Annotated in this window: 17 protein-coding genes; 5 read left to right on the top strand and 12 right to left on the bottom strand. The window is 65.9% G+C overall.

What is annotated here, in order from left to right:
- Positions 1-337: 337 nt before the first annotated feature.
- Both AC1RKI_RS14290 and AC1RKI_RS14295 read right to left on the bottom strand, forming a co-directional pair.
- Positions 338-1,033: a fumarylacetoacetate hydrolase family protein gene (locus AC1RKI_RS14290; protein WP_251164577.1), complete on the bottom strand. Its 696-nt coding sequence runs from the start codon at positions 1,031-1,033 to the stop codon at positions 338-340.
- A gap of 48 nt (positions 1,034-1,081) precedes the next feature.
- The gene (locus AC1RKI_RS14295) at positions 1,082-1,504 is read right to left on the bottom strand and encodes a VOC family protein (protein WP_061957076.1); all 423 of its coding nucleotides are present in this window, start codon (positions 1,502-1,504) and stop codon (positions 1,082-1,084) included.
- Positions 1,505-1,695: 191 nt separating this feature from the next.
- Here AC1RKI_RS14295 and AC1RKI_RS14300 point away from each other — a divergent pair, with 191 nt between their 5' ends.
- A complete protein-coding gene (locus tag AC1RKI_RS14300; RefSeq protein ID WP_492795829.1) occupies positions 1,696-2,613 on the top strand; it encodes a LysR family transcriptional regulator in 918 nt (305 codons plus the stop codon).
- On the opposite strand, the gene AC1RKI_RS14305 is transcribed toward AC1RKI_RS14300, so the two are convergent.
- Both AC1RKI_RS14305 and AC1RKI_RS14310 read right to left on the bottom strand, forming a co-directional pair.
- Complete coding sequence (locus AC1RKI_RS14305; protein WP_492795831.1) at positions 2,564-3,883, bottom strand: MFS transporter; 1,320 nt, start codon at positions 3,881-3,883, stop codon at positions 2,564-2,566. The genes AC1RKI_RS14300 and AC1RKI_RS14305 overlap by 50 nt on opposite strands.
- A gap of 53 nt (positions 3,884-3,936) precedes the next feature.
- On the bottom strand, positions 3,937-4,596 hold the full coding sequence (locus AC1RKI_RS14310; protein WP_227460868.1) for a TetR/AcrR family transcriptional regulator: 660 nt from the start codon (positions 4,594-4,596) through the stop codon (positions 3,937-3,939).
- Positions 4,597-4,761: 165 nt separating this feature from the next.
- Here AC1RKI_RS14310 and AC1RKI_RS14315 point away from each other — a divergent pair, with 165 nt between their 5' ends.
- Together AC1RKI_RS14315 and AC1RKI_RS14320 are read left to right on the top strand one after the other, a co-directional pair.
- A complete protein-coding gene (locus tag AC1RKI_RS14315) occupies positions 4,762-5,526 on the top strand; it encodes an SDR family NAD(P)-dependent oxidoreductase (protein ID WP_227460869.1) in 765 nt (254 codons plus the stop codon).
- A 225-nt stretch (positions 5,527-5,751) separates the two neighbouring features.
- Positions 5,752-7,662, top strand: coding sequence for a methyl-accepting chemotaxis protein (locus AC1RKI_RS14320; RefSeq protein ID WP_492795833.1), 1,911 nt, complete (start codon positions 5,752-5,754; stop codon positions 7,660-7,662).
- Positions 7,663-7,801: 139 nt separating this feature from the next.
- Here the strand turns inward: AC1RKI_RS14320 and AC1RKI_RS14325 are convergent, their stop codons facing one another.
- From AC1RKI_RS14325 to AC1RKI_RS14350, 6 genes are all read right to left on the bottom strand, one after another.
- Positions 7,802-8,932, bottom strand: coding sequence for a BON domain-containing protein (locus AC1RKI_RS14325; RefSeq protein WP_492795835.1), 1,131 nt, complete (start codon positions 8,930-8,932; stop codon positions 7,802-7,804).
- A gap of 290 nt (positions 8,933-9,222) precedes the next feature.
- Positions 9,223-9,594 (bottom strand): hypothetical protein, encoded by a 372-nt coding sequence (locus AC1RKI_RS14330; protein WP_227460871.1) that lies wholly within the window; start codon positions 9,592-9,594, stop codon positions 9,223-9,225.
- A 266-nt stretch (positions 9,595-9,860) separates the two neighbouring features.
- The gene (locus AC1RKI_RS14335; RefSeq protein WP_061957069.1) at positions 9,861-10,814 is read right to left on the bottom strand and encodes a patatin-like phospholipase family protein; all 954 of its coding nucleotides are present in this window, start codon (positions 10,812-10,814) and stop codon (positions 9,861-9,863) included.
- Positions 10,815-10,944: 130 nt separating this feature from the next.
- On the bottom strand, positions 10,945-11,184 hold the full coding sequence (locus tag AC1RKI_RS14340) for a DUF2789 domain-containing protein (RefSeq protein WP_061957068.1): 240 nt from the start codon (positions 11,182-11,184) through the stop codon (positions 10,945-10,947).
- A gap of 61 nt (positions 11,185-11,245) precedes the next feature.
- Positions 11,246-11,461: a hypothetical protein gene (locus AC1RKI_RS14345; protein WP_492795838.1), complete on the bottom strand. Its 216-nt coding sequence runs from the start codon at positions 11,459-11,461 to the stop codon at positions 11,246-11,248.
- A 158-nt stretch (positions 11,462-11,619) separates the two neighbouring features.
- Positions 11,620-12,510 carry a LysR substrate-binding domain-containing protein gene (locus AC1RKI_RS14350; RefSeq protein WP_492795840.1) on the bottom strand — a complete coding sequence of 297 codons (891 nt, stop codon included), beginning with the start codon at positions 12,508-12,510 and terminating at the stop codon, positions 11,620-11,622.
- An 89-nt stretch (positions 12,511-12,599) separates the two neighbouring features.
- Between AC1RKI_RS14350 and AC1RKI_RS14355 the strand changes: the two genes are divergently transcribed.
- Entirely contained in the window at positions 12,600-13,367 is a 768-nt protein-coding gene (locus tag AC1RKI_RS14355; RefSeq protein WP_150981430.1) for a sulfite exporter TauE/SafE family protein, read from the top strand.
- A gap of 41 nt (positions 13,368-13,408) precedes the next feature.
- On the top strand, positions 13,409-13,534 hold the full coding sequence (locus AC1RKI_RS14360; RefSeq protein WP_285846774.1) for a hypothetical protein: 126 nt from the start codon (positions 13,409-13,411) through the stop codon (positions 13,532-13,534).
- Between the two features lie 13 nt (positions 13,535-13,547).
- Here the strand turns inward: AC1RKI_RS14360 and AC1RKI_RS14365 are convergent, their stop codons facing one another.
- Both AC1RKI_RS14365 and AC1RKI_RS14370 read right to left on the bottom strand, forming a co-directional pair.
- Complete coding sequence (locus AC1RKI_RS14365) at positions 13,548-13,709, bottom strand: hypothetical protein (protein ID WP_251164585.1); 162 nt, start codon at positions 13,707-13,709, stop codon at positions 13,548-13,550.
- Positions 13,706-14,755, bottom strand: a complete 1,050-nt coding sequence (locus tag AC1RKI_RS14370; RefSeq protein WP_492795843.1) for an alpha/beta fold hydrolase — start codon at positions 14,753-14,755, stop codon at positions 13,706-13,708. The genes AC1RKI_RS14365 and AC1RKI_RS14370 overlap by 4 nt, the downstream gene beginning before the upstream one ends.
- Between the last annotated feature and the right edge of the window lie 128 nt (positions 14,756-14,883).

The raw sequence follows: 14,883 nt of genomic DNA on the forward strand, positions 1-14,883 counted from the left end.
ATGCTGCTATCTACTGCTAGATAGATAGTCGGGGCTAAAAAAAAGACCGCCTACCGGTACTGACAAACAACTTGTATTGCATGGTTCTGTTGCGTGGATCAACGTCTGCCGCGTCTTGCTGTTTGCTGCATGTCGCTGTCCATGGCCTGAATATTATCTACTACTAGATAGATAGGCAAGGGAAATTTGGAGAAATTTCGATGTGCAAGGGTGGAGCAAGGTGCTACGCGCGCCTCAGATCCCTCGCAAGTTTATGAATTTATTGAAAAAAAGCGCTGGCCCCGACAGGGGCGCGCAGCGCTTTTTAGGGATACGCGGCTGCCGTAAAAGTCGGAATCTAGCGCTTGCCGATCGTGAAGGTGATCTCTCCGACACCTTCAACGCCGCCTGACACGGTGTCTCCCGGATTCAACGCGCCCACTCCGGCCGGCGTGCCCGTGAAGATCAGATCGCCCGGCTGCAAGGTCATGGCTTCGGAGATGTAGGCGATGACATCGGCCACGGGCCAGATCAGCTCGTCGAGATCGCCCTTCTGGCGCGTTTCACCGTTCACGTTCAGCCAGATCGCGCCCTTCGACGGATGGCCGACCGCCGACACCGGCTGCAGCGGTCCGCATGGGCCCGAAGCGTCGAACGACTTCGACCAGTCCCAGGGGCGGCTCATTTTCTTGGCCACGTCCTGCAGGTCACGGCGCGTCAGGTCCACCCCGACGCCATAGCCCCACACCAGATCCAGCGCCTGTGCCGCGCTGACATTGGCGCCGCCCTTGCCGATGGCCACCACCAGTTCGATCTCGTGATGGAGGTTTTCCGTAAGCGGGGGGTAGGGCACCGTGCCCTCGGCCGGCACCACCGCATCGGCGGGCTTGGTGAAAAAGAACGGCGGCTCGCGATCCGGGTCCTTGCCCATCTCGCGCGCATGCGCGGCGTAGTTGCGTCCGACGCAGAATACGCGGCGAATCGGAAAGCGGGCGGTGCTGCCGGCAACGGCGACGCTGGGCTGCGCGGGCGGGTCGATCACGAAATCGGTCATGGCTTGCTCTGGTTTTCAGTGGAACGGTGGGGCGGTGAAACCTGCGGATTATTTGGCGAAGACCTGGCTCAGGTCGCCAAACGCCTTGAATTCGAGGGCGTTGCCCGATGGGTCGAGAAAGAACATGGTGGCCTGCTCGCCTACCTGGCCCTTGAAACGCACATGCGGTTCGATCACGAATTGCGTGCCGGCGGCGCGCAGCTTGTCGGCCAGACGTTCCCATTCGGCCATCGACAGGATCGCGCCGAAATGCCGCACCGGCACGTTGTCACCGTCCACCGCACTGGTGGCGCGATGGCCGCACTCGTCCGGCGACAGATGCGCCACGACCTGATGGCCGTAGAAGTCGAAATCGACCCAGGCGTCGGAACTGCGGCCCTCGGGACAGCCCAGCAGGTCGCCGTAGAACTGGCGCGCGGCGGCAAGATCGTGAACGGGGAAGGCGAGGTGGAACAGTGGGGTGGCGCTCATGGCTTCAGAGTCTCTCGTGAAAGCAGTCAAACACGGTGTCGTTGATTGTAATCAGCAGAACTCGTAATATGAAACGAATCATTTTTTGACTGAGCATCGAAAATTTCGATGCTTGCGCCTCTGGCGCTTGGCGCTTGGCGCGGAGCCGGGGGACACCCTTCTGGCGCCGCGACCCGTCCCTTGCCCCTACCGTGATCCGCTATTTCAAGACTTTTCTGATTGCCGCCGAGACCAGCTCGTTTTCTGCCGCCGGTGCGCGGCTGGGGCTGACCCAGTCCGCCGTCAGCACGCAGATTCGCCGGCTCGAGGACGATCTGGGTTGCACGCTGTTCGAGCGCTCCGGCAAATCGGTAACGCTGAGCGAAGAGGGCCGCCAGATGCTGGCCGACGCCACGCGCATCGTGTCGATCTACGAAGCAATGAAGGGATCGCGCGAGCGGGATACGGCGCCGCTGGACCTGGGCGCGGTGTCGACGGTGCAGGCCAGCCTGCTGCCGCGCGCGATGCAGCGCTTTCGCGTCGCGTATCCCGATACGCACGTCAATATCGTTCCGGGCATGTCGACGCAATTGCTGACCCAGGTGGACGCACGCGAGCTGGACATCGCGGTTCTGGTGAAGCCGCGCCTGGGCATCCCAACCGACCTGAAGTGGGTGCCGCTGCTTCAGGAGCGCTTTGTGGCGGTGGCACCGACAGGCGCGCCGTCCGACCTGAAAACGCTGCTGCAGAGCGTGCCGTTTATCCGCTACAACCGCCATTCCACCGGCGGCCAACTGGTCGATCGCTACCTGCGCCGGCACCGCTTGTGGGTGCGCGAGGGCATGGAACTGGACGAGCCCGCGGTGATCCTGCAAATGGTTGGCGAGGGATTGGGCTGCGCGATCATTCCATCGGCGCTGGTGCCGTTGCGGCAGACGACCAATATCCAGGAGGTGCCGATGCCCGGCGCGCCGCTCTATCGAGAGATTGGCGCGCTGGTGCGGCAGTCGGCGCTCAAGCGGGCGCCGACCGCCGCACTGATCGAGGCATTCCTGGCGGAAAGCCGGGAACGCCAGTGGATCATGCCTGCGGCTTCGGCTGCGGACCTTGCGGCGCCCCCGCCGGGCTGACGCGGCGCACCATCAGCGCCAGCAGTGCGGCCACCAGGCACGCGGCGCCGGCCACGTACAGCGCGGGCGAATAGGTCAGCCAGAACGTGCGCGAAAGCCCCGCGCCAAACGCCGCAGTCGCCGCGCCGATCTGGTGTGCGGCGAAGATCCAGCCAAACACCATTGGCGCGCGCTCGCGTCCGAAGGTGCTGCCCGCCAGCTTGATCGTTGGCGGCACGGTGGCGATCCAGTCCAGTCCATAGAACATCGCGAACAACGACAGGCCGTAAAGCGTGAACTCCGAGTGCGGCAGCCAGAACAGCGAAAGCCCGCGCAGCGCGTAGTACCAGAACAGCAGCTTGCGGCTGTCGTAGCGGTCCGACAGCCAGCCCGACAGGATGGTGCCGATGAAGTCGAACGCGCCCATCCTCGCCAGCGCCGACGCAGCCGGTACGGCCGACATGCCGAAATCGGCGCACAGCGATATGAAGTGCGTCTGGATCAGGCCGTTGGTAGAGAGCCCGCAGATGAAGAAGGTGCCCGCCAGAATCCAGAACGTCTGCGTGCGCGCGGCATCGCGCAACACCACGAACGGGCCGCGCCAGGACAGCGGCGCTGGCGCGGCAGCCGGCGGCTGCGGGGCCGATGCCAGCGGCGGCAACTCGCCAAACGGCGCCAGGCCCACGTCGGACGGCCGGTTGCGCATCCACCCCAGCACCACCAGCGCCAATGCGCCACACGCGGCAAGCACCGGCAGCACGGCCACGCGCCACCCCATATGTTCGATCAGCCACGCGGCCACCGGTAGGAAGGCCAGTTGTCCCGTAGCGGAACTGGCGGTCAGTAGCCCGATCACCAGACCGCGACGCGCGGTGAACCACCGATTGGCGACCACTGCGGCCAGCACCAGCGCGGTCAGGCCCGAGCCGACGCCAAGCATTAGTCCCCACGCGATGAACAACTGCCAGAGCTGCGTGGACACGGTGGCCAGCGCCATGCCGCCCGCAATCAGCGCCAGCGCCGCGCACACGACATGGCGCACGCCGAAGCGCTCCATCAGGATCGCCGAGAACGGCGCCATCAGGCCGAACAGCGCAAAACGGAACGCCAGGATCGACGACACCTGATCGGTGCTCCAGCCCATTTCTGTGGTCATTGGCTTGAGGAACGCGCCGGGCAGGCCGAGCGCGGCCGCGGTGGTCAGCATCACGCAGAACGTGATGGCTGCGACGATCCACGCGTAATGGACGCCGCGCCGGTCGAGCCGGCTCGAGAGGGCTTGGGCAAACATGGGGCTTGTGGTGGAAGTGGTCAGAGGTTTGTGAGGGCCCGATTTTCGGTCGATCAGGCGGGTGCGGATGGGGTGACGGCGCGGCTGTCCGTGGTGCCGTCGGTGGCGCGGTCGCCCTCGCGCCCGTCGCGCTCCAGCAGCCAGCCGCGCGCGACAGCGAGAATGTCGTCGGAAATCGCATCGCCAGCCGTGGCGCGCGCCAGCGTGATGGCGCCGACCAGCGTCGCCATCTCCAGCAATGCGGCGCGGTCGGTTTCGTCGCTTGGGCCTTCGGCCGCGGTGGTTTTCCAGGTCGACAGCAACTGCTTGACACCGTCCAGATAGGCTTGCCGCACCGGCTTGCCGGCAGGTTCGCGCGCGATATCGGCGACCAGCGCCGACGCCGGGCAGCCATGTCCCGCGGCGTCGCGATGCGCTTCGTTCAGATACAGATCGACCAGATTGCGTCGCGCGGCGTGCGGGTCGCCATCGGCCTTCGCCACCAGATGCTGCCAGCGCGCATTCGAACTGGAAAACGCCCGCGCGCACGCCACCGCTGCCAGGTCGTCCTTGGATGCGAAGTGCCCATAGAAACCGCCGTGGGTCAGTCCCGCATCGGCCATGATCTGGGCCACCGACACGCCATGCAGCCCATGCTGCCGGAACAGCCGCGCCGACGCTTCCTCGATGGCCGTCCTGTGCTGCTCGGCAACTGCCCGTGATGCGCGCGCCATTCCGATTTCTCCTGCTGATCTGGTGATTCGTCCTTGACCGGAGTTTAGATGACATCCATACTTTATTCAATAGATGTTGTCTGTCATATAAAAACAGGCCGCATCATGGGCCGCCTCCGTTGCCCGATGTTCCGCTGCTATCCCAATCTCGATGGAGAACCTGTCATGTTTCAACTCTTCGATCTGTCCGGCCGCGTGGCCGTGGTAACCGGCTCCACCAAAGGCATGGGCCTGGAAATGGCGCGTGCGCTTGGCCAGGCGGGCGCGCGCGTGGTGGTGTCCGGGCGCGACGCTGCGGTGTCCGAATCCGTCGCCGCCAAGCTGCGCGACGCCGACATCGACGCCACCGGCATTGCCTGCGACATCGCCAGCACGGAGAGCGTGCGCGCGTTTGCCGCGCAGGTGCTGGAGAAGTTCGGGCGTGTCGATGCGCTGGTGCTGAATGCCGCGGGCAGCGGCGTGGCCGGTTCGATGCTGGAGCAGGGGCCCGAGGTGTTCGACGACGTCATGGCGGGCAACGTGCGCGGCAATCTGGTGCTGGTCAACGCGCTGGCGCCGCAAATGATCGAACGTCAGGATGGCTCCATCATCTTCATGTCGAGCATTGCCGCGCGACGTGGCTCGGCGCGGCTGGCGCTCTACAGCATTTCGAAGGGCGCGACCGATCTGGCAATGCGCAATCTCGCGCAGACGCTGGGCCCGTACAACATCAACGTGAACAGCATCAACCCTGGGCCGGTGCGCACCGATTTCTCTCGCGACGCACTGTGGGGCGATCCGGAACGCGAAAAGGCGCTGGCCGCCGGCATTCCAATGCGACGCATCGCCGAAGCCGTGGACGTGGCCGGCGTCGCGGTGTTGCTCGCGTCGCAGGCGGGGCGCTACATCTCTGGCCAGACGATCGGCGTCGATGGCGGCGCCACTGCATGAGGGGCTTGCGACGCGCGCGCAAAGGTGCATTGCGCGCGCGATCGCTGTGCGCTGCGCACCGGTGCTGTGCAACTTGCGCACCGCGTTTGTGCGCAAGAAAAAATAGCGGGAAATAGCGGGGAAAACGGCTTCATTTCGCGGAATCGACGCCGTTACAGCGGGCATTGAGACTCCCTGAAACAAAGGAATATCGTGGCCGCATTGTTGAATCCCGCAGTCCGACTGATGGCTCGCCTGACCATCACGCGCAAGCTGTTGCTGTTGTCCGTGCTGTTCCTGGTCCCGTTGTGCGGCGCGCTTTACGCCGTCTTCAACCAGTCGGTGCAGTCGATCCGTGACACCCGCGATGAAGAACGCGGTCTGACGTTGGTCAGCCGCGCGCTCGATTTCATGCGGGAAACGCAGGTGCGCCGCGGCGCCGCCAATGGCGTGCTGCTCGGCAACGCGGCGTTTCGTCCGACCTTCGATGCGGCCGACGGCAAGGCCGCGCAGCATCTGGGCGCGTTGCTTGCCGAAGCGTCCGCGGTGACCACGTTCGACGTCGCACCCGACGCGCGCAAGCTCGACGATGCGTGGCAGCAGATCCGCAAGCTCGGCCTCGATACGCCGGCTGCCCCGCTGTTCGACCGCCATACGGCATTGGTCAAGCAGACGCGGCTGTTCATTGGCGATGTGGCCGACCGTTCGTCGCTGGCGCTCGATCCCGAAGCGGGCTCGTACTATCTGGTCAGCCTGATGGTCGGGCCGATGCCGAAACTTGCGGAAGTCAGCGCGCTGGCGCGCGGACGCGGCGCCGGCATCATTGCCCAGGGCGGATTCTCCGACGCGGCGCAACAGGCGGAGCTGGCGGCGCTGGCCGAGCAGATCCAGGATGGGCTGGAAACGGTGCGCCGCGACATCGCGCGCGTTGCGCACAGTACACCTGCCCAGCGCGACCGCTTGCAGGCTGCCGCCAGGCAACTGGGCGCCATCGACAATTTTTATCGCACGCTCAAGGTCAGCATGCTCGGTTCGAGTGGCATCACGATCGACGCCAAGTCCTATTTTGCCGAAGGCACCGCGGCAATCGAGGCGGTGTCCACGGTCAGCCGCGAGTTCACCGATATGGCGCGCCTGATGCTCGATGAGCGTGTCACGCGCGAGGAGCACAAGCTGCTGGCGCTGGCGGTCGTTGCGCTGCTGATGGTCGGCGGGGCGCTGTACCTGTTCGCGGGCTTCAGCCGCGGCATGCGCGAAGACGTGCACGACGTGGCGCAACTGGTGGCGCGCATCAATGACGGCGATCTGAGCGTCCAGATCGAGGCTCGCGGCCGGGACGAACTGGCCGACATCAAGCGTCACCTGATGTCGATGGTGCAGGCATGGCGCGACGTGATCGGCAACACGCGCGATAGCGCGCAAAGCGTGCTGGTGGCAGCCGGACAGATTGCGCAGGGCAATGTCGACCTGTCGCAGCGCACCGAGGAGCAGGCGTCATCGCTGGAGCAGACCGCGGCGAGCATGGAGCAACTGACGGCGATCGTGCAGCAGAACGCTGGCAACGCCAGCCAGGCCAGCACGCTAGCCGGGGAGGCCGCCTCGATTGCGGTGGCCGGCGGCCAGTCGGTGGTGCGCATGCGCGAGACGATGAGCGAGATCGAAGCCGATTCGCGCCGTATCGTCGATATCATCGCCGTGATCGACAGCATCGCGTTTCAGACCAACATCCTCGCGCTCAATGCGGCCGTGGAGGCCGCGCGCGCCGGCGAACTGGGCCGTGGCTTTGCGGTAGTAGCCGGAGAAGTGCGCACGCTGGCGCAGCGCGCGGCCAACTCGGCCAAGGAGATTCGCGTGCTGATTTCGCAGTCGGCCGGCCGCGTGACCAGTGGCGCGGCGCTGGCATCCGAGGCCGCGTTGACGATGGATAGCCTGGTGAACGCGGTACAGCGCGTCACGTCGATGATGGAGGACATCAGCCGCGCATCGCACGAGCAAAGCGGCGGCATCGCGCAGGTCAATCAGGCCGTGACGCAGATGGATCAGGTGACACAGCAGAACGCCGCGCTGGTGGAGCAGGCCGCGGCCGCGGCACAGGCGCTGCAGGAGCAGGCCGAGCGCATGGAGCAGACGGTCAGCGTGTACCGCGTGGCCGCATGATCGAAGCATGAAATGGCAAGCGCCCACGGGTCCGCAGGACCCGGGGCGCTCGTCGAGGGATGGAGTTTTTGCCAGCCACCGCCGCACGGTCATCGTGCGATGACCGGCGAGACTGAAGCGTCAAGTCGATGGCGGGCGGTTACCAGCCGTTGAAGCCGCCCGCGTCCTTGGTCGCGGCATCGACGTCCTGGCGCTGGACGCGGATGTTGTTTTCCACGTCGGTCACGCCAAAGGTGTTGTCGACCATGTCCTCGATGTCGTACTTCTGGCTGCGCATGCGCACGGTGCCGCCCAGCGTGACCTTGCCCTTTTCGACCTCGACCGTGACGTCGCGCACATCGACGCCGGAGGTAAAGGTCAGGCGCTCGCAGATTTCGTCGCGTATGCGTTCGTCGGTGCGCGTATAGCCGCGCGGACCGCTGCGTCTTTCGTGCGAGTCCGAGTCCGAACCGAACCATTCGCTCATAGCCTGGCCGATACGGTGGCCGATGTTGTACAGCATGCCGTGATCTTCATCGCGATCGTCGCGGTCGTCGCGCCAGCGTTCGGTGCGCGCCGATTGTCCATAGCGAGGCGAATAACCCAGTTCTTCGTCGTATCCGCGCCCGCCCAGATAGTCGCGGCCATAGCTCTGCGCATAGTGCGGACGAGATTCGCCCCATTCGTCGCGCGGCTCGGTCCAGTAACGTGTGTCGCTGCGCAGGTCGTTGAAGTAGGCGTTGTGGCCGCTGTGGCGCGGCTCGCGCTGCGCGGCGCTGCGCAACCATGCCTGATCGGCATTGCCGAAGCCTTGGCCGCCGTCGCGGCCCGCGTTGCGCGATTGCTGCGCGCCGCGGCGATAACCGCCCAGATCGCCATAGTCTCCATACTCGCTCGCGTACTGGCGGCTGCGATATTGCTCGCGCACGCGCCAGTCCTCGTCACGCTCGGGCGATGCGTCGTCGCCGCCGTTCAGGCCGTAGCGCAGGTCGCTGCCCGTGCGCTGCTCGCGTCGACTCCGCTGCCAGCCGTTTCCGCGATCGTCATCGTGCTCGCGGCGATAGCCGCCCGGTGCGGGACCGCCCTCGCTCAACTGTCCCGGGGTCAGGCGCTGGCGGCGCTGGGCATCGTCCCATTCGTCGCCATACGATTCGGGTTGCCAATCGTCCGAATCTAGCCAACGCGACCCACGGTCGTCATCCCATGGATCGCCAAGATCGTCATTGCGCCGGCTCTCATCGGCCCGCCAGGGAGTGTCCCGGCGATAGCGCTCGCTGTGGTAGTCACCCATGTTGCGCTCCTGATGCTTGCTGCTGAGGTTGAAGATTTGCCAGACGCGCGGAATGCGGCGATATCGGCAGTTCGATAGCGCCATGCACGCAAATGCCGGCAAGTTCAAAGTCAGCGCAAATTCCATACCGTGGGCGCAATCCCTTGCCAGACGGCGACTGCGGGGGATTCCGGCGCGCCGACGCCATGCAAGCGTTGCGCGGCTGCATGTAAAGACTGCATCGCGCTCAAGCCGGCGCGGGCGGCGCGTCCGGCACGTCGGCCGGCATCGACAGACGGCTGGCCGTCATGTCACGGCGCGTTCACGCGGCGGATGGTCGCCTGCACTGGCGCGCCGGCGCCCACCGATGCGGGTGCTGGCCGGGCCGGCTCGGGCGCGGGACGCATGGCGCGCGCTTCGCGCAGCGGTGCAATGCCCTCGACGGCGTGAAACGGATGGCTGTTGGCAAAGTCCGTTGCGGCGGTTTCCAAAAAGCTGGGCGCAGGGCGCTGCGCATCGGGGGGCTGGGGCAGTGCCTTGTCGGCGTGCGCCGCGGTATGAAAACAGAGCAACAGCACGCGCAACAGCAGCACAAAACCGCGAATGCGGTGGCGGATGACGCGGGTTTGCGAGGGACACGGCGGCGCAACGACGCCCGGCCGCAATTGGGGCGGGATCAACATGGCAGTTCTCCGGGATGAAGCCGGGAAGGTTGGCTTCGGGTATCAAGACGAGCATCGCGGCGCCGCGCTCGATGCGTCTATTTGCAGAGAACATGCCACGGCAGAAATGGCGGCCGGCGCGCGGCGACGGTCACTTCCGGAGCGGAAAACGGCGGGTGGCGCCGGTCGGGGCCAACACCGGCCGGCGAGTGGTTGGGTCCCGGCCAACAGGCAGGGACGATGGCGATCGGCGAGGACCGCGCCGGCCGATGCGCGAAGTCGAACGTTCAGCGCATGCCGCTGTGTGCGCCGTGGTCGTGGCCCGGATGCGTGTGCGCGGCGCCTGTCTGCGGCAGCGCGATATCGGCGCTGCAGGCCGGATGCTCGGCATCGTGATCGTGCGGTTCCAGTGCACCGGGCACGCGGCGGCTGGATAGGCCGTCAGCACGCAGCCACGCTACCGTCGCCGCCGCCGCGCGATCGATCAGTTCGCCGCAGCGGCTGTAGTCGTAGGGCGAGATATCGAGCGGACACAGCGGCGGCACCACCGCGATATGCGCATGATCCTGCCAGCGCTCCAGATCGTGCACCAGTTGCCGCGCCACCAGCAGCGACAGCGCGTTGAAAGCGTGCTCCATCGCGCCGCGTGGCGGCCGACGCTCGGCGCAGGCGAAACCGGCGGGCAGCACGATGATGCGCGTGGCACCCATGCGCACGGCTGTGGAAACCGGTGTGTTATTGGCCACGCCGCCGTCGATCAGCTTGCGGCCATCCATTTCCACCGGCGGAAAGACGCCCGGAATGGCCGCGCTGGCCAGCACCGCGCTGACGATATTGCCCGACGACAGCACCACTTCTTCGCCGGTGTGCATGTCGGTGGCCACTACGTGCAAGGGGATCGATGCATCCTCGACGCGCGATTCGCCGAAATGGCGGTTCAGCAGCCGCTTGAGCCCGAGCGATTCCACCAGATGGCCGCGATTGCCGGTGATCATGCCCAGCATGCTGCGCCACGACCATGGCAGCACTTCGGCGCGCGTGATGCTGCGCCACAGCGATTCCAGCTTGGCCGTACCTTCGGGGTCTGGATGACAGGCAAAGTAGGCGCCATTGATGGCGCCGGCAGACGCGCCGATCACCATATCGGGCTTGAGGCCCCAACTCACCAGCTCGCGGAGCATGCCGACCTCGATGGCGCCCAGACTGCCGCCGCCGGCAAATACGAATGCGGTCTTTTCCATGGTTTCGTCACAGGGCGCTCGCCCGCCCGATCATCGATCAGTAGTGGTGCGAGAGAGCATAGGCCACTTCCGGCCCCGCAAAAAGGGGGAGCGAGCCGCTGTCGTGCCCTGTCGTGGCCCTGTGGCGACCTTAAGCCGGCGCGCGCAACGCCAGGTTCAACTGGTCCACTGCCTCGGCCCAGTCGGCGTCCTCGATGAATTCGTCGCGCAGCAATTGGGCCTGGGCGGGCGTCCAGAATGGCGCTTCCCACAATTCCACATCCTGGGGTAGCGGCGAATGCTTGCCGATAAACGCGCGGATGGCGGACTCGTCCGACGGCAGGCCAAGCTGGGCGAACAGGTCGGAAAATGGGTGAAAAGGGTTGTCCATCTGGCAATCTCCGGAATCGAAACAATCGGTGGCGCGGCATCGGGCGGGCCGCGGCCGGCCTTTACACCATAGCAGCCGCGGTCATCGCCGGGATGTCGCGACGCTTGGTCGTCGAGCGTGCCACCAGCACGCAGACGGCCAGCGTGCCGGCCAGCAGCCCCAGCGATGACGAAGTATGGGCGTGGGCGGAAAAGCCGCTGACAAATGCGAAGGCGGCGGACTGGAAGTGCGCGCGGCGCGGGGTGAGGCGTGGGCGGCGGGATAGCGATTCAATCATTTTGATGTTCCGGGGCGATGGGCGCGCTGGTCTTTTCTCGCTGCGCCTTGGATGGCCAGAAATATATCGCCCCCCGGTGCCGTGAAAGTGCGTCACTGCTGACATTAATATTCAAAATATTTGAATATTGGATCCCACCCCTCGCCTTGGCGCAAACGTCAGAGGTCGGCCATGTCGCCAGCCATCAGTTGACGCGCGAGCAAATCGGCGTGGGGCGTCAGTGCGGAGAAATCGCGCGCGCACAGGTAGAGCCGGCGTGCCGCCCAGGGCTCCGCCAGCGGCACGATGGCCAGGTCGCGGCGCAGCGAATGGCCCATGGCATGAGACAGGATCGAGATGCCGATGCCAGCCTCGACCAGCATCGCCACATGTTCGACGCTGCGAAACTGCACGCGGTAGTTCAACTGGCGGCCCAGCCGCGACGCGCGCTCGGCCAGGTGCGTTTCCAGCGCCGTGTCGGCCATGCCGACGATCGGCTCGTCGAGGATGTCGGCAAACGACACCGACTCCAGCGCGGCAATGCGGTGCGCGCGGCTGGCGACCACCACCAGCTGGTCCTGCGCGATCAGATGCGTCTGCAGGCTGCCCAGATCGGTGATGTCGGCCACGATGCCCAGGTCCGCGCGCCGGCTGACCAGCGCCTGCACGATCTCGCTGCTGGGCCGTTCTTCGAGATCGACCGACAAATCGGCGTGGCTGGCCAGAAATCGGCACAACTGCGGTGGCACGAATGCGGCCATCGATGCCGTGTTCGACAGTAGCCGGATGCGTCCGCGCAGACCGGTGGCGTACGAGCGCAGCTCGCCGCGCATCTGCTCCACCTGTCCAAGGATGGCGCGCGCATGTCTTACCAGCGCATCGCCGGCGGCGGTGGTGCGCACGCCGCGCCGGTTCCGTTCGAGCAAGGGCGCACCAAGCGCCGACTCCATGCCGGCGATCCGTTCGCTGACCGATGCCAGCGCAAGGTGCATCGCCCGCGCGCCGTGCGTCAGGCTGCCGCATTCCACCACGCTCAGAAACAGTCGCAAGTCGGTCAGGTCGAAGCGCACGGCAGGGCTCTCTGGTTTCGGTTGTCCCGAACTCTAGCACCGGAAATGCCAGATTGTGAAACGCCAGGCGCGTGACTAGCATTTCGTCCATGGAACCGATTTCTCTCGTTTTTTCAGCGGGTTTGCTGGCTGGCGCGATGAATGCGCTGGCTGGCGGCGGCTCGTTTGTCAGCCTGCCGGCCCTGATTGCTGCCGGTGTGCCACCGGTTCTGGCGAATACGTCGAGCACCGTGGCGCTCTATCCGGGCGGGCTGGCCAGCGCGTGGGCCTATCGCGACGGACTCGGGCCGGTTGGCGCGGTGTCGCTGCGCGCGCTGCTGATCGCCACGCTGTGCGGCGGTCTGGTCGGCGCGGTGCTGCTGTTGCGCACCTCGTCGGCGGCGTTCTCGTTTGTCCTGCCATGGCTGTTGCTGATCGCGTCGCTGGCGCTGGCCTTCGGACGGCGGCTTGGCGAGGCCTTGCGTTCGCGCTGGCGCGTCGATGCCCGGGCGGTACTGGCGATCCAGTTCGCGCTTGGCATCTACGGCGGTTATTTTGGCGGCGCGGTGGGGATCATGATGATCGCGATGTGGGGCCTGCTCGATCGCCGCGATCTCAAGCATCTGAACGCGCCGCGCACGTTGCTGGTCAGTGCTGCCAACTCGGTGGCCGTGCTCGCCTTTATCGCTGCCGGCGCGGTGCGCTGGCCCGAAACGCTGGCGATGCTGGCGGGCGCCGTGATCGGCGGCTATGGCGGCGCGCATGTCGGGCGGCGCACGTCGCCGGCGATCATTCGCGCCATCACGCTGCTGGCGACGTCGGGCATCACGCTGGCGTTTTTTGTGAAGACCTACGCGCCGATGTGGCTGCACCGCTGAGCGGTGCGGGCACGTCGTGGTATCTATCGACGGAGACGTTCATGCTCTCGACCCTGCTCGCCACGCTTGGCGCACTCGCGATTCTGGCAAGCATCGCAACCCATCTGACGGTGCGCCACGCGCCTGAAAATGCCGCGCCGCATCGCGGCCCGGCAGTGCCGCGATGAGGCGCACGCGCTATCAGCGCCGGTCGCGCGGCTGCCGTCCTGCAGCGTCCGGACCGACGGCATCCTCGACGCGATAGCGCGCCGGCGCGCCCTTCCACGCGCAGCGGCCGCCGCCCAGCTCGCACGCCAGCGCGGACAGCGCCAGCGCGGCCAATACCATCAAGCGCTGGATCATGGCTTGTCGATGTCGAGCACGGCCTGCGCAAACGCCGTGGGCGCTTCCTGCGGCAGGTTGTGGCCGATACCGCCGCCGATATCGCGGTGTTCGTACTTGCCGGTGAACTTGCTCTTGTAGGCGCTCGGCGCCGGATGCGGCGCACCGTTGGCGTCGCCTTCCATGGTGATGGTCGGCACGCTGATGGTCGGGGCGGTGGCCAGCTTCTTTTCGATGTCGTCGAAGCGCGCTTCGCCCGCCACCAGATCCTGGCGCCAGCGGTAGTTGTGCACCGTGATGGCGACATGATCGGCGTTGTCGAGCGATGCGGCGCTGCGGGCAAACGTGGCATCGTCAAACTTCCACTGCGGCGACGCCAGCTTCCAGATCAGCTTGGCGAAGTCGTGCGTGTACTTCTTGTAGCCGGCGGCGCCGCGGTCGGTCGCAAAGTAGAACTGATACCACCATTGCAGTTCGGCCTCGGGCGGCAGCGGCAGCTTGCCCGCAGCCTGGCTGCCGATCAGGTAGCCGCTGACGGACACCAGGCCACGGCAGCGATCGGGCCACAGTACGGCCATGATGTCGGCGGTGCGCGCGCCCCAGTCGAAGCCGGCCACCACGGCATTGCGGATGTTCAGCGCGTCCATCAGCGCGATCATGTCCACGGCGATGGCCGAAGGCTGGCCGTTGCGCATCGTATCGGGCGACAGGAACGTGGTGGTGCCGTAGCCGCGCAGATGCGGGACGATGACGCGGTAGCCGCGCTGCGCCAGCAGCGGCGCCACGTCGACGAACGCGTGGATATCGTAGGGCCAGCCGTGCAGCAGCAGCGCCACCGGACCATCGGCGGGACCCAGTTCGGCGTATCCCACGTCGAGCACGCCGGCCCGGACCTGCTTGATCGTGCCGAACGATGAATGGGTGCCGGGCTTGACCGTGGCCAGCGGCGCGGCCTTGGCCACGCTCTGCGCGTGGGCGGAAGTCAGCGCGCCAAACTGCGCGGCGGCCAGTGCCAGGCTGGCGGTGCCAAGGAAACTGCGGCGGGGCAGATCGATCTTGTTGCTCATGGTTTCTCCTGTCGTATCCGGGTGCGTGAATTTGACTGCGTAGGTGCGGCGGAACCGCGGTTGACAGGAGTCTAGAAGCGCCTCTGGAGCGCCATGTGTCGGAAAGCACGGTTTTTGTATCGTTGTGT

The organism is Cupriavidus sp. GW822-FHT06G04 (assembly GCF_058799075.1).

Bases quoted from the DNA above. Each gene is read 5' to 3' on its own strand.
- AC1RKI_RS14290 (WP_251164577.1), bottom strand. From the start codon at position 1,033: ATGACCGATTTCGTGATCGACCCGCCCGCGCAGCCCAGCGTCGCCGTT.
- AC1RKI_RS14295 (WP_061957076.1), bottom strand. From the start codon at position 1,504: ATGAGCGCCACCCCACTGTTCCACCTCGCCTTCCCCGTTCACGATCTT.
- AC1RKI_RS14305 (WP_492795831.1), bottom strand. From the start codon at position 3,883: ATGTTTGCCCAAGCCCTCTCGAGCCGGCTCGACCGGCGCGGCGTCCAT.
- AC1RKI_RS14310 (WP_227460868.1), bottom strand. From the start codon at position 4,596: ATGGCGCGCGCATCACGGGCAGTTGCCGAGCAGCACAGGACGGCCATC.
- AC1RKI_RS14315 (WP_227460869.1), top strand. From the start codon at position 4,762: ATGTTTCAACTCTTCGATCTGTCCGGCCGCGTGGCCGTGGTAACCGGC.
- AC1RKI_RS14320 (WP_492795833.1), top strand. From the start codon at position 5,752: ATGGCTCGCCTGACCATCACGCGCAAGCTGTTGCTGTTGTCCGTGCTG.
- AC1RKI_RS14325 (WP_492795835.1), bottom strand. From the start codon at position 8,932: ATGGGTGACTACCACAGCGAGCGCTATCGCCGGGACACTCCCTGGCGG.
- AC1RKI_RS14330 (WP_227460871.1), bottom strand. From the start codon at position 9,594: ATGTTGATCCCGCCCCAATTGCGGCCGGGCGTCGTTGCGCCGCCGTGT.
- AC1RKI_RS14335 (WP_061957069.1), bottom strand. From the start codon at position 10,814: ATGGAAAAGACCGCATTCGTATTTGCCGGCGGCGGCAGTCTGGGCGCC.
- AC1RKI_RS14340 (WP_061957068.1), bottom strand. From the start codon at position 11,184: ATGGACAACCCTTTTCACCCATTTTCCGACCTGTTCGCCCAGCTTGGC.
- AC1RKI_RS14345 (WP_492795838.1), bottom strand. From the start codon at position 11,461: ATGATTGAATCGCTATCCCGCCGCCCACGCCTCACCCCGCGCCGCGCG.
- AC1RKI_RS14355 (WP_150981430.1), top strand. From the start codon at position 12,600: ATGGAACCGATTTCTCTCGTTTTTTCAGCGGGTTTGCTGGCTGGCGCG.
- AC1RKI_RS14360 (WP_285846774.1), top strand. From the start codon at position 13,409: ATGCTCTCGACCCTGCTCGCCACGCTTGGCGCACTCGCGATTCTGGCA.
- AC1RKI_RS14365 (WP_251164585.1), bottom strand. From the start codon at position 13,709: ATGATCCAGCGCTTGATGGTATTGGCCGCGCTGGCGCTGTCCGCGCTG.
- AC1RKI_RS14370 (WP_492795843.1), bottom strand. From the start codon at position 14,755: ATGAGCAACAAGATCGATCTGCCCCGCCGCAGTTTCCTTGGCACCGCC.